The organism is Cupriavidus pampae (assembly GCF_914271485.1).
GTDB lineage: Bacteria > Pseudomonadota > Gammaproteobacteria > Burkholderiales > Burkholderiaceae > Cupriavidus > Cupriavidus pampae.
In genome coordinates this window covers 260,019-272,517 of record NZ_CAJZAG010000004.1, presented here as the reverse complement: position 1 = coordinate 272,517, position 12,499 = coordinate 260,019, and the positions used below count along the sequence as shown (strand labels likewise).

Annotated in this window: 14 protein-coding genes; 9 read left to right on the top strand and 5 right to left on the bottom strand. The window is 65.5% G+C overall.

Annotated features, from left to right (window positions below):
• Positions 1-108: 108 nt before the first annotated feature.
• The 3 genes from LDO41_RS12065 (at position 109) to LDO41_RS12055 (ending at position 1,642) form a co-directional block, all read left to right on the top strand.
• Complete coding sequence (locus tag LDO41_RS12065; protein ID WP_223988278.1) at positions 109-441, top strand: hypothetical protein; 333 nt, start codon at positions 109-111, stop codon at positions 439-441.
• Between the two features lie 146 nt (positions 442-587).
• The gene (locus tag LDO41_RS12060) at positions 588-1,274 is read left to right on the top strand and encodes an alpha/beta hydrolase (RefSeq protein WP_223988276.1); all 687 of its coding nucleotides are present in this window, start codon (positions 588-590) and stop codon (positions 1,272-1,274) included.
• Positions 1,271-1,642 carry a hypothetical protein gene (locus LDO41_RS12055; protein WP_223988274.1) on the top strand — a complete coding sequence of 124 codons (372 nt, stop codon included), beginning with the start codon at positions 1,271-1,273 and terminating at the stop codon, positions 1,640-1,642. The genes LDO41_RS12060 and LDO41_RS12055 overlap by 4 nt, the downstream gene beginning before the upstream one ends.
• A gap of 10 nt (positions 1,643-1,652) precedes the next feature.
• Here LDO41_RS12055 and mdtD read toward each other — a convergent pair whose 3' ends face one another.
• Positions 1,653-3,029, bottom strand: coding sequence for a multidrug transporter subunit MdtD (gene mdtD / locus LDO41_RS12050; RefSeq protein WP_377741593.1), 1,377 nt, complete (start codon positions 3,027-3,029; stop codon positions 1,653-1,655).
• Between the two features lie 162 nt (positions 3,030-3,191).
• Here mdtD and LDO41_RS12045 point away from each other — a divergent pair, with 162 nt between their 5' ends.
• Positions 3,192-4,049, top strand: coding sequence for a LysR family transcriptional regulator (locus LDO41_RS12045; protein WP_223988270.1), 858 nt, complete (start codon positions 3,192-3,194; stop codon positions 4,047-4,049).
• A 30-nt stretch (positions 4,050-4,079) separates the two neighbouring features.
• Here the strand turns inward: LDO41_RS12045 and LDO41_RS12040 are convergent, their stop codons facing one another.
• A complete protein-coding gene (locus tag LDO41_RS12040) occupies positions 4,080-5,213 on the bottom strand; it encodes an AGE family epimerase/isomerase (protein ID WP_223988268.1) in 1,134 nt (377 codons plus the stop codon).
• Positions 5,214-5,423: 210 nt separating this feature from the next.
• Between LDO41_RS12040 and LDO41_RS12035 the strand changes: the two genes are divergently transcribed.
• The 4 genes from LDO41_RS12035 to LDO41_RS12020 all read left to right on the top strand — a co-directional run bounded on the left by LDO41_RS12035 (position 5,424) and on the right by LDO41_RS12020 (position 8,426).
• Positions 5,424-5,708, top strand: coding sequence for a hypothetical protein (locus LDO41_RS12035; protein WP_223988266.1), 285 nt, complete (start codon positions 5,424-5,426; stop codon positions 5,706-5,708).
• A 144-nt stretch (positions 5,709-5,852) separates the two neighbouring features.
• The gene (locus LDO41_RS12030) at positions 5,853-6,125 is read left to right on the top strand and encodes a hypothetical protein (RefSeq protein ID WP_223988256.1); all 273 of its coding nucleotides are present in this window, start codon (positions 5,853-5,855) and stop codon (positions 6,123-6,125) included.
• A gap of 126 nt (positions 6,126-6,251) precedes the next feature.
• Entirely contained in the window at positions 6,252-7,226 is a 975-nt protein-coding gene (locus tag LDO41_RS12025; RefSeq protein WP_223988712.1) for a ferritin-like domain-containing protein, read from the top strand.
• A 51-nt stretch (positions 7,227-7,277) separates the two neighbouring features.
• A complete protein-coding gene (locus LDO41_RS12020; RefSeq protein WP_223988255.1) occupies positions 7,278-8,426 on the top strand; it encodes a glycosyltransferase in 1,149 nt (382 codons plus the stop codon).
• Positions 8,427-8,481: 55 nt separating this feature from the next.
• Here the strand turns inward: LDO41_RS12020 and hpnA are convergent, their stop codons facing one another.
• The gene (gene hpnA / locus LDO41_RS12015; RefSeq protein ID WP_223988252.1) at positions 8,482-9,510 is read right to left on the bottom strand and encodes a hopanoid-associated sugar epimerase; all 1,029 of its coding nucleotides are present in this window, start codon (positions 9,508-9,510) and stop codon (positions 8,482-8,484) included.
• 136 nt (positions 9,511-9,646) lie between these two features.
• On the opposite strand from hpnA, the gene ispH reads away from it, so the two are divergent.
• Positions 9,647-10,645: a 4-hydroxy-3-methylbut-2-enyl diphosphate reductase gene (gene ispH, locus LDO41_RS12010; RefSeq protein WP_223988710.1), complete on the top strand. Its 999-nt coding sequence runs from the start codon at positions 9,647-9,649 to the stop codon at positions 10,643-10,645.
• A gap of 269 nt (positions 10,646-10,914) precedes the next feature.
• Here ispH and LDO41_RS12005 read toward each other — a convergent pair whose 3' ends face one another.
• Together LDO41_RS12005 and LDO41_RS12000 are read right to left on the bottom strand one after the other, a co-directional pair.
• Positions 10,915-11,160, bottom strand: coding sequence for a hypothetical protein (locus tag LDO41_RS12005; RefSeq protein ID WP_223988250.1), 246 nt, complete (start codon positions 11,158-11,160; stop codon positions 10,915-10,917).
• 17 nt (positions 11,161-11,177) lie between these two features.
• On the bottom strand, positions 11,178-12,494 hold the full coding sequence (locus LDO41_RS12000; protein ID WP_223988248.1) for an acetamidase/formamidase family protein: 1,317 nt from the start codon (positions 12,492-12,494) through the stop codon (positions 11,178-11,180).
• Positions 12,495-12,499 lie beyond the last annotated feature (5 nt).

Below are 12,499 nucleotides of genomic sequence, written 5' to 3'. Positions count from 1 at the left end.
CATGTCTCATGGTGACCCATCGTGTACCTCCCGTTCCATCGACTATATTGATGCTCATGGCAAGGCATTTGCATTAACTGTAGAAGTCGTCACCTGGAGGTCACTGCCATGCGTTCTCTTGCAAACTTGTTCAGTCCACCGACGCCCGAGAAGATCGCTGAAAAGGAACTGCAAGACATGCGGCTGACGCTTTTTCAGGCAGAACGCCGCCTGCTGGAAGCGCAGATGCAGGTGGATTACTACCGCAACATGATCTCGTTCCTCGAAGAGGTCGGCACGAGCGGTGTTGAAGGCGTCGCCGACCGGCGCCGCGCCACCGCGATGGCATCCGACGAACGCCGAGACGAACGCACGGAGCTGCCGCAGGTACCGCAGGTCACGCAGCCCACACGCGTGGCGCCCGGGCTGACCACAGTACCGATCGTGCCGTCCGCCGCCTGAAGTAAATCGAACACGCAAGCGCGCAGTCCCGGGCCGGTCACGCCGGCTCGCGTGATGAGCCTGTGCGATACTCGCGGCCGTGCGCAGGCGCGGCCCGGTTCCGGTGTCGGGACGCCATGCGTACCCCAAACCTTGGAACCAGCCTCATGACCGCCGCGCTGCTGCCCGCAATCGAATTAGAAACCGCGCCAAATCCGGCGTACTCCGTCATCTGGATGCATGGCCTTGGCGCCGACGGCAGCGACTTCGTGCCGGTCGTGCCGGAACTGGGCCTCGACGACGCGCCCGCGATCCGCTTTATCTTCCCGCACGCCCCCGCCATGCCCGTGACCGCAAACGGCGGCTACGTGATGCCCGCCTGGTACGACATCCTCTCGTTCGATGAAGTGGGCCGCCGTGGCGACGAAGCCGGCATTCGCGTGTCGCGCGACGCCATCCGCGCCCTGATCGCGCGCGAGAACGCGCGCGGCGTGCCAAGCGAGCGCATCGTGCTGGCCGGCTTCTCGCAAGGCGGCGCCATCGCCTACACGGCAGGCCTTACGCACCCCGAGCGCCTCGCCGGCATCATCGCGCTGTCGACCTATATTCCCGCACCCGCTCTCGTCACGGCCGAGGCCACCCCTGCCAACGCGGACACGCCGATCTTCGCGGCGCACGGCACCGGTGACGATGTCGTACCGCTTGCACTCGGCGAGCAGGCCCGCGACTTCGTGCGCGCGCGCGGTCACGCGCCGCAATGGCACACGTACCCGATGCCGCATTCGGTGTGCCTCGAGGAAATCGCCGACATCGGCGCGTGGCTGCGCGCTCAGTTGCCCACACCGTTCGCATGATTCCGCAAACCCCACCCGCGCGCATCGACTTCAACACACGCAAGGCGCTCGTGTTCGCGCTCGCCGCGGAGCGGCTGTCGGCCTATTACGAGCATCGCAGCTGGATGACGGATGCGCAGGGCGCAACGCTGGCAGGCATGTGGCTGTCGCGCTCGAAGCTGCAACTGGCGCTGGCGGAACGGCGGCTGTTGTCGGAACTCAGCGACCAGCTGGCACGTCAGCTCGCGGAGACGCTGTCGCGCGAAGCAGGCCTGTACGCGGCACACGAGATGATGGAAGCGCTGGATCCGAACTACCAGTCCGCATTCGCCCACGACATGCTGGACGAATGCGAACGCCTGTTGCGCGAGAACGGCGTGGAAGAGTGATCAGCGGGACTCAGCGCGCCGCCGGGTCAGCAGCCGGCGCCGCGCGGCGCGGCCGCGTCAGTTCGGCGATATCGAGCCGGCGAAACACCAGCGCGGAGAGCATCGTGATGAGGCCCACGCTGACGAACGCGAGCCGATAGGCCGGCGCAGCCACCCCAAGCTTGACCGAGAACAGGCTGACGAGCGTGCCGCCGATCGTCACGCCGAGGCCGATGGCCAGCATCTGCACCATCGAGAACAGGCTATTGCCACTGCCCGCATCCTCGCGCGACAGGTTCTTCAGCGTCACGCTGTTCATCGCCGCGAACTGCATCGAGTTCGACGCACCGAAAATCCCCAGTTGCAAGATCGACAGCGCGAGCGGCCAGCCAGGCGACATGGCCGCAAACGACGCAATGGAACCGCCGACGATCAGCGTGTTGACCACGAGGAAATTGCCATAGCCGAAGCGGTTGACCAGCGGCACGATCCAGCGCTTGGCCACCGCGCCCGTCAGCGCCACCGGCAGCAGCATCAACCCCGAATGGAACGGCGTGTAGCCGAGTTGCAGCTGCATCAGCAGCGGCAGCAGGAACGGCACCGCGCCCGAGCCGATGCGCGCCACGAGATTGCCGATCAGCCCGGTGGTGAAGTTTGGCTCGCGGAACAGGGCCAGACGGAATAGCGGCGTGCGATGGCGCCGGGCGTGCGGAATATAGAGCAGCGCGGACACGACGCTGAGCGCCGCCAGCGCGATGCCCAGCGCCGGACCGCCGGTGCCATGCGAGGCATCCAGCGCGAGCGAGAACGACACCATACACAGCGAGAGCAGCCCGCAGCCGAGCCAGTCGAATGGCGGCGCCACACCGGACTCGCCGGCCGGCAGGTAGCGGCGTACCGCGAGCAAGCCAATCAGGCCCACCGGCACGTTGATCAGGAAGATCCAGTGCCACGACGCGCTCTCCACGAGCCAGCCGCCGAGCACCGGCCCGAAGATCGGCCCGACCTGCCCCGCCACCGACACGAACGCGAGCGCCGCGATGTATTGCTCGCTGGGTACATTGCGCAGCACCGCGAGCCGGCCGATCGGCAACAGCATCGAGCCACCGATACCCTGCAGCACACGTGCAATGGTCAGTTCGGTCAGCGTGTGCGCGGTAGCGCAGAACACCGACCCCAGCACGAAAATCAGGATTGCCGTGAAGTACACGCGACGCGTACCGAAGCGGTCCGCCAGCCAGCCGGAGGCCGGTGTCAACATGGCCATCGTCAGTGTATAGGCGACGATGACCGGCTGCAGCGCGAGCGGCTTCTCGTTGAGGCTGTGGGCGATCGACGGGAGCGCGGTATTGAGGATCGTCGTGTCCAGGGCTTGCATGAAGAAGCCCGCGAACACGATCCAGAGCATGGCTTTCTGCGAAGCGTCTGCGCGACCGGCGGCGGTGGGGGATGAAGCGGCAGTCATTGCACGGTTTTGTAGCGAATGCTGAAATGTTAACGATCTCATCGCCTATCGGGAACCCCTCTGGAGCTATTGACTGCAATCGGAAACGCCGATGACAATGCGGCCATGCTCAATCCCGTCTGGATCCAGACCTTTTCCACCGTCGCCACGGCGCGCAGCTTTACCGACGCGGGCCGCCAGCTCGGGCTGTCCCAGTCGTCGGTCAGCGACCATATCCGCCGCCTCGAGCAGAGCGTGGGTCGCCGCCTGTTCGTGCGCGACACCCATTCGCTGGCGCTGACGCCCGATGGGGAGGCGCTGCTGGTGCATGCGCGCCTGATTCTCGAGTCCATCGCACGCGCGGAAAGCCAGTTCAGCGCGCCACGCCTGCAGGGGCGCGTGCGGCTCGGCACATCGGAAGACCTGGCGCAGGGGCCGCTGCCGAATGTACTGGCGGCGTTTCGCGATGCGCATCCCGACGTCGAATTCGAGATCACGATCGGTATGACCGGCCGCCTTTACGAGTTGATGGATGCGGGCTCGCTCGACCTGATGGTGGGCAAGCGGCGCGAGGGCGACCGGCGCGGTGTGCCGCTGTTTCGCGGGCAGCTGGGCTGGCTCGCGCGGCCCGGCACCGTGATCGACGTGCGGCAGCCGCTGCCGCTGATCCTCGTGCACGAACCGAGCGTGACGCGCTCGGTGGTGCTCGACGCGCTCGCCAAGAGTGGCTGGCGCTGGCATATCGTCTGTTCGAGCAGTAGCCATTCGGGTTGCATCGCCGCCGCGCGCGGCGGGCTGGGCGTGACCGTGCGCGCCCAGAACCTGTCCGGCCGCGGCCTTGTGCCGCCCGTGAATCACGCGGAGTTGCCGGCCCTGCCCGATGTGGAATTCGTGTCGCTGTCGGCGCGCCGGCTCAGCAAGCCCGCGGAAACGCTGCTGCGCCTGCTGCAGAAGAGCGACCTGCGCGCATCCCGCGAAGACTGAGCCGCGCTTGTTCAACGCTCAGCGCAACCTTCAGCGCCACGACCGCAGCGCCTCGTAGGCAGTGAGCAGGTGATACGGCGTGGTGGACGGCATCTCGGCGCGCAGTACGCTGCCATCGGCCGCCAGCACTTCATGCCAGCCGCGCGGATGCAGGAAACGGATGCGAAAACTGGCGATCCAGGCTTCTAGCTGCGCCAAAGCGCTGGCATCGCCGCCGATCGTGCCGCGCAGGCCCAGCGCGCGCGCAAATTCTGTCTGCGCCCAGATGCGCTGCGTGGTATCGATCTGCCGCCCTGCCCCGTCGAGCGCCGCGCACACCCCAAGCGTGTCGGCATCGCCGAGGCCGTGCGTGCGCGCGAACGCGAACGCCTGTTCGAGCGTCTCCGGCAGCGGCGAGTCCGCGAAAACCTGCGGCGCCATGGCGACCAGCGAATACCACTCGAACTGATGACCGGGCTCGATGCGGTTGCCGACCGTGCCCTGCGGCAATTCGGCGATGCATCCATTGAGCGGATCGACAAACGTCACATGCACCGCGCGCGCCAGCACGCGCAGCCGCGTCTCGAACCATGCGTCGCCGGTGGCTTCCAGCGCCGCGAGGTAGGCCTCGGTCAGATGCATGATCGGGTTCTGCAGCACGCCCGCGCCGCTGTCGCCGAAATCAGCAGTGAGCGCCGCATGATAGAGCCCCAGGCCGTTGGCAAAGCGCTCTTCCACCACAGCCACGGTACGGCGCAGCAGTGCGAGCGCTTGAGCATCCGACGACGCGCGGTAGTAATGCGCGGCCGCGAAGATCACAAAGGCATGGGTATAAAGATCGCGCGTGGCGTCGAGCGGCGTGCCGTCGGGGCCGACGCTATAGAGCCATGCGCCATTGTCCTGACTGTCCTCGCCGCTGCCGCCGAAATAGCGCCGCAGCGACGCAAACAACGCGCCGGCATGCGTCAACTGGCCCGCCCGTGCGAACACAAACAACTGGCGCGCGCACGCCATCGCACGAAAACGCTGGTCCGGTCGGGGCTGTCCACTGGCCCCGTCGAGTGCCTCGTGCGCAAGTTGCCGCGCGGCGTCCCAGCCGGCGCCGGTCCACGCCGGCAGCACGGTGGTGTCGTAGTGGACAACGAGCGCGTCGATCGCGCGGACGAGGGAGGACGGTACGGACATGAAGTCGGGTCAGGTAAAGAGCGGCAACAATACTGGAAATGTGCCGCCAACGGAATGGGATTATGCCGCCTGCACGGTGGGATATGCCGCCAGCAGCATGGCACCGGGCGGTTACGCCAGATTGCAGTATCGGTAACTGGCATTGCTGCACAGCGGTGCTATGGTAAAAGTCCGACGGCCCCGCCGGGGTTCGCGGCACGGGAGCGCATCATGGCCCTGCAACCCCATATCACCCCCACTGCCCCGACGATGCTCAGCGACAAGCGTCGCACGCTCGTCATGCATGTGATGGAAGATCCGCCGGGACGTTATTCCTGGCGCATTGTCGTCGAGGAGCATTGTGGCGGTGCCGATTGCGACAGCACCATCGAGTCCTCGATGCATTACGCGTCGATGGCGGAAGCCGAAGCGGCCTGCTGGGCCTGCGGCAACGGCATGCTGGACTTGCCACGCACCGCGGGTGGCCATACCAGCCCAAGTTCGCGGCATCACTGACTGAGGCCGCTCTCCAGCCAGTTTCAAACGATTGCACGGCTTTTGCCGCTTCGCACGGATTGGCCTAGGCTGTTTACTCCCTTCCCCCTCCTCCTCCACGCGCCTCGCTGCCGCGAGCGAGTGGGGGCGTTTTCGGAGAAAGCGATGGACAAGCAGACTGTCAGCCCCCGCCGCTTTGTCGAACTCCTGAACGAGCGGCTGGTTATGCATCCGCTGTATCGCGAAGGGATGCACGTCTACGCGATCCCCGCCCATGCCGAGTACCCGCGCGGCCTGGTCTGCGTGGGTCCGCGCGGCACCGAGGGCATCTGCGCCACGATCGAGAATATCGTACGTGGCGAATGCGAGGTGGTGCCCGATATCTCGCAGGAATGGACGCGCGGCACGCCCGACCGCACGCATGCGGTCATGCGCTGACTCACGCCGGCCCCATCGGCAGAAACTACACGGTGCGCAGCTCGGCTGCATAGCGCGCGCTCCGTCGTTACAATAATCCCGCAAAGCCACGCGGGAGAACCGATGAGAAGGATTTCAAAGGACGGGATGGCAGAGGACAATGTTGCCAGCATCCCGGATCAGCATGGAGAAACTACTGCCGAGGCCCGCGCGGTCGCGGTGGCTGCGACCATCGCGCGCAAGGCGGTCGAACAGGCCGACCACGCGATGCGCAACTGGACCGACCCGACACCGGGTCCGATCCATATCGGGTCCCCCGAGCATCTGCGCATGTTCAGCAACATGCTGCTGCAAACCCACAACCCCTACAAACCCGCCGTCATCGACTGGCCGCAACTCGCGCCGGACGCGTTGCGCCGTGTGACCTCGCTACCGATCTGGGACATCGCCGTACAGACCGAGGGGCGCGCCTCAGTACGCGTGCATGCCTTCGCGGGCACCGTGCGTGATCCGCTGCTGCGCAGCGCGCTCGAGATGGATGGCGATGAGGAAGCGCGCCATAAGGTGGTGCTGTCGAAGCTGGTGCAGGCCTATGGCATTCCGCTCGAGCCCGAGCCCGCCTACCCGGTGCCGGCGGACCCCGAATGGGGATGGCTGGCCACCGGTTACAGCGAATGCATCGACAGCTTTGCCGCCTTCGGTCTGTTCGCGGCGGCCAAGCAGTCAGGTTTCTTTCCCGAGGCGCTGGTCGAGACGTTCGAGCCGGTGATTCAGGAGGAAGGCCGGCACATCCTGTTCTTCGTGAACTGGGCGGCGTGGTATCGCCGCAGTCTGCCGTGGTGGCGGCGCCCGTTCTACACGCTCAAGGTGTGGCGCGTGTGGGTCCATCTGATCCGCGAACGCATCGGCATCGCCAAAGGCATCGACACCGGCGACAGCGTGCAGGACGCCAACTTTCCGATGAACGCGTCAGGCGCGCTGACCGAGTCGCTGACGCCCGGGGCGCTGATCGACCTGTGCCTGGTCGAGAACGAACGGCGCATGGCAGGGTATGATGCGCGCCTGCTGCGGCCCGACTTCGTGCCACGTATCGCGCGTCTGGTGCGCCGGTTTGTGAAATAAGCGGTGGAGTGAGCCGCCACCACCGGGCTCCGATTCTGTCCCCATATCGAAATGAAGATGATGTTTGCTTTGTCTTTGCTGACACTGGTGATCTGGTGTGTGCTGGTATTTGCCCGCGCGGGCTTCTGGCGCGTGAGCAAGCCGGCCACGTCGCCGCGCCCGGCCGACTGGCCGGCCGTGGTCACGGTGATCCCGGCCCGCAATGAAGCCGATGTGATCGGTCGCGCCGTCGGCGGCGTGCTCGGCCAGCGCTATGCGGGGCCGCTGCATCTGGTGGTGGTGGATGACCACAGCACTGACGGCACCGCCGATATCGCCCGCGCGGCCGCAGTCACGCTGGGACGCGCCGATGCGCTGACCGTTATCGGCGCGCGCGATCTGCCCGCTGGCTGGAGTGGCAAGGTATGGGCGCAGTCCGAGGGGCTGGCCGCCGCCGACAAGGCGATGCCGGACGCGGGTTTCGTCTTCCTGACCGATGCCGATATCTGGCACGGGCCCAACGTGCTGACGGAACTCGTGGCACGCGCCATCGACGAGCGCCGCGATCTGGTTTCCCTGATGGCCCGCCTGCGCTGCGAATCGTGGTGGGAACGCATGATCGTGCCGGCATTTGTCTTCTACTTCGCCAAACTCTATCCGTTCCGCAAGGTGGCTGACCCGCGCAGCCCAGTGGCGGCGGCCGCGGGCGGCTGCATGCTGGCACGGCGCGAGGCACTGGCCCGTATCGGCGGATTCGAGGCCATTCGCGGCGAGTTGATCGACGATTGCAGTCTGGCGGCGCAAATCAAGAAAGGCGGCTCGATTCGCCTGGATCTGGCCGACGACAGCCTGTCGCTGCGCCCATACGACGACTGGTCGAGCCTGTGGAACATGATCGCGCGCAGCGCCTACACGCAGCTCCACTACTCGCCATGGCTGCTGGCCGGCGCGACGCTCGGCATGCTGCTGACGTATATCGCTCCGCCCGTGCTGGCGCTCGCCGGTGGCGCGGCGACATGGCCCGCGTGGCTGGCGTGGATCATGATGGCGGCCAGTTATCGGCCAATGCTGCGTGAATACCGCCAGCCCGCATGGCTGGCACCGCTGCTGCCGGTGACCGCGCTGTTCTACCTGGGCGCCACGCTCGACTCGGCGCGCCGTTACTGGCTCAAGCGCGGCGGCCAATGGAAAGGCCGCGCGCAGGCGCCAGTCAGGTCCTGAGCGGATGGCGCGGCCTCATGCCGCGCCGCCTCCGCGCCATCCCCGTCCTCCGCCTTCAGCGCCTGTCGAGGTACCCCGCCTGCCTGAACCACGCGAGCGCGTCGCGCAGTCCCTCCTGATAGGGGCGCGGCGCGTAGCCTAGCTCGCGCTGCGCCTTGGCGGACGTGAAGAACATCCGATAGCGCGACATCTTGAGCGCATCCACGGTCACGAACGGCTCCTTGCCGGTAAATCGTGCGATGGTTTCCGCGATGCGTGCCACCGGATAGAGCGGCCAGCGCGGCAGCTCGATGGTCGGCGCGCGGCGATTGGACATGTCCGCGATATCGCGCAGCATTTGCCGCAGCGGCACGTCCTCGCCGCCCAGAATATAACGCTCGCCGATGCGGCCGCACTCGAGCGCCAGAAAGTGGCCGGTGGCCACGTCATCGACATGCACGAGGTTCAGGCCCGTATCGACGAAGGCCGGGATCTTGCCGGTGGCCGCCTCCACGATCACGCGGCCGGTCGGCGTCGGCTTGACGTCGCGCGGGCCGATCGGCGTGGATGGGTTGACGATCACCGCGGGCAGGCCTTCGGCGATCATGCGCTCCACTTCGCGCTCGGCCACCACCTTGCTGCGCTTGTAGGCGCCGATCGCCTCGTCGGCGGCCAACGGCGCGGTTTCGTCCACGGGCGCGGTGGCGCCGGCCACGCGCAGTGTCGCCACGCTGCTGGTGTAGATCACGCGCTCCACGCCGGCGGCGCGGGCGGCTTCCATGACGTTGACGGTGCCGATGCGGTTGTTGCGCACGATCTCTTCCGGATCGGGCGCCCACAGGCGGTAGTCGGCAGCGACGTGGAACAGATAGCGCACGCCGGCCATCGCGCGGGTCATGGACGCGGCGTCGCGCAGGTCGCCTTCGACCAGTTCGACGGGCAGCCCTTCGACGTTGGTGCGGGGGCTGGAAGCCCGAACGAGCACACGGACCCGGAAGCCGCGCTCAAGTGCCTGTCGCATCACAGACGAGCCCAAAAAACCGGAGGCGCCGGTCACCAGAATCGAATCGCTAATTTCAGTTCCCCTGTCATCAAAATGCCGCATCCAAGCGTTGGCACATACCAACGTATCAGACAAGAAAATCGGCACCGGTATATAGTACCCACCGCGCGTCCAAAAAGTGATGCAGAAATACCTATTAGACGATGAAAAAATGTTTGAGAGTCGGGGGGCCGTCTCTATGCAGGTAATACTTGCCCAGCCAAGGGGCTTCTGTGCCGGTGTCGTGCGCGCGATCGAGATTGTCGACCGTGCGCTGATCAAGCATGGCACTCCTGTTTACGTTCGCCATGAAATCGTCCACAACAAGCATGTGGTCGAAACCCTGAAGAAAAAGGGTGCGCGCTTCGTAGAGGAGCTGGACGAGGTACCCGGCGGCGCCGTGACGATTTTCAGCGCCCATGGCGTGGCGCGTACGGTCGTGGCCGAGGCACGCGAGCGCGAACTGCATGCGATCGACGCCACCTGTCCGCTTGTGATCAAGGTGCATACCCAGGGCCGCCAGTATGCGGCGGCTGGCCGTACGGTGCTCCTGATTGGCCATGCCGGCCACCCCGAGGTGGAAGGCACGATGGGCCAGATTCCGGGCAACGTGATTCTGGTGCAGAACGAAGCGGAGGTCGGCAAGCTCGATATCCCCGCGGATGCGCCCGTGGCTTATGTCACGCAGACCACGCTGTCGGTTGACGACACCCGGAATATCATCGCCGCGCTGCATCGGCGCTTCACCAATCTGGTGGGGCCGGATACGCGCGATATCTGCTATGCCACGCAGAACCGCCAGAGCGCGGTGCGAGAAATGTCCGCGCTGGTGGACGTGATTCTGGTGATTGGCGCAACCAACAGCTCCAACTCCAACCGTTTGCGTGAGATCGGTGCCGAAAGCGGCGTGCCGAGCTATTTGGTCGCGGACGGCAGCGAGCTCGATCCCGCCTGGGTGCGTGACGCCCGCGTGATCGGCATCACCGCCGGGGCGTCCGCGCCCGAGGAGATGGTAGAGGACGTCATCGCGGCACTGCGCCGCCTCGGGCCAGTCGAGGTGTCGACCATGGCAGGCCGCGAGGAGCATGCCGAATTCCGCCTGCCGGCCGAACTGGCTGACCCGAAGCTGGCGTCGCGAAAGGCGAGAGACACCGACGCGCAACTCACGGACGCCCGACAGGCCGAGACGCAAGCCTGAGCCATCGCCTGCCGGTGGCGTTTCGAGCGAACAAAAATGGCTGCGAGCAATCGCAGCCATTTTTGTTGTGGGGCACGTGTAGCCAAATAAGCTACGATCGTAGCCAATTATGCTACACCCACTCCCACAACTCTTATTCGGCGAGTATCGCCGCCGCATTCTGGATCTGCTGCTCCTGAATCCAGAACGCTCCCTCCATGTCCGGGAGATTGCGCGCCTGACGGATACCTCGCCGGGCACGCTGCATAAAGAGTTAGCCAAGCTTGGCCTCAGGTAAGAATCACGCTTTCAACGATATCGATGTCATGTTGATTGGCGATGTCCTCTTCGCGGACGCGGTTCGATGCCTGTACAACGCACAACAGACCTTGAAGCGCGAGATCAATCCGAAAATTTATTCGTTGTCGGAGTGGCAATCCGCAATCGCGGCTGACGAACCGTTCTTGCGTGAGGTGCTCGCACGACCGAAGCTGTTTCTGATCGGCAATAGCGATGACCTTGGAAATCAAGGTCATCGCATAGCACTCGCGCCTTAGCTGATCTGATACTTCTCGCGGACAAGGTGACCGATGCCGAGGCGGTCGAGGATGGGCATGGGGCATAGGAACGTTACGCGGACCGTGCCGGGTAGGCGGCTGATTTCGATTGAGCCGTTGATGGTCGCGCGGTTCAGGACTTCGTCGTAGGGCAGGCCCGTTACATCCGCGGCGCGTTGCAGGCCGTTCTTGGTGGCGGCGTTCAGGTCTGCGCCGCTGCCAATAAACGTGATGGGGCCGCTCTGCTCGATCTCGCGCTGGCCCCAGCGTTCGCCGAGTTCCACCACTTTCTGGCGTTGCGCCGCCGTCATCGGCCGGGCCATCGGTGGCAGGTCGTCGAGGTTTTGCAGCAGGATCGGGCCATCGATGGTCAGGTGCTTGATGACTTCGACCGTCAGTTCGGTCTCGCCCGATACGTCGGTGGCGTGGCCCGCGATTTCGCCGTTGCCCTGTTGGGCGTGCATGTCGCCCATATACACGCCCGCGCCTGGGACCTTGACCGGGCAGATCAGGATGCAGCCCTCGCGCACGGAGTTCGTGTCCATATGGCCATCGGTCTTGGCGGCGTGCAGCTCTGCTTCCGTCAGGCCGAAGCGGTGCGGTGCGCCGATCAGGTGTTGGCCGAAGTCCGCGCAGTTATGCGAGTCGGGCAGGTCGCGCGAGGGTGTGGTGCCGATGTTGCCGAGGAACGGGCGCATATGTGCGGCCACGCCCGGAATGTCCGCGCGCGCGAGCGACAGGATCGAGTGTTGCGCCGCGAGTTCGGGCAAGGCTGACATTTCCGACGCCTTGCCGGCGAGGCGATCGGCAACCTGCTGGTTGACGGTAAGGCTGACCGCATTCTCGGCGTCGAGCACGATTACATAGCCATGGCTGAAGCGGAACGCGCTGACTTCCGCGCCGCAGGTGTTGCAGCGGATTGCGTCTTCGCCGATGCCTTCGACATGCGATGCAGGATGCTCGGTGCCGCAGTTGGCGCAGAACTTGGCGACGAACGGGTCGCCGTTGTAGCGGCCTTCCACGAAGCGCATCACGCCCGACGAGGTGGCGGCCGAGGTCACGCGCATGCGGCGGATATTGAGCGCGACCGCGTCGCCGACTTCCGCGCCCGCAACGTACACCGGCTGCGTGACCTCGTGCCCGCCTTCGAACGCGGGCGTGATCATCGGGCCCCAGCAGCCAGGGGGCGTGCCGGTAACGAGCGTGCCGCCATCGGCTAGCGGGCCGAGCATGGGCTGGCTTGGGCCGATGATGCCGTTGGTGTAGGCGTCTACGCGCAGGTATGCCACGGGTTCGTTGGTGGTCGTGCTCATGTAAG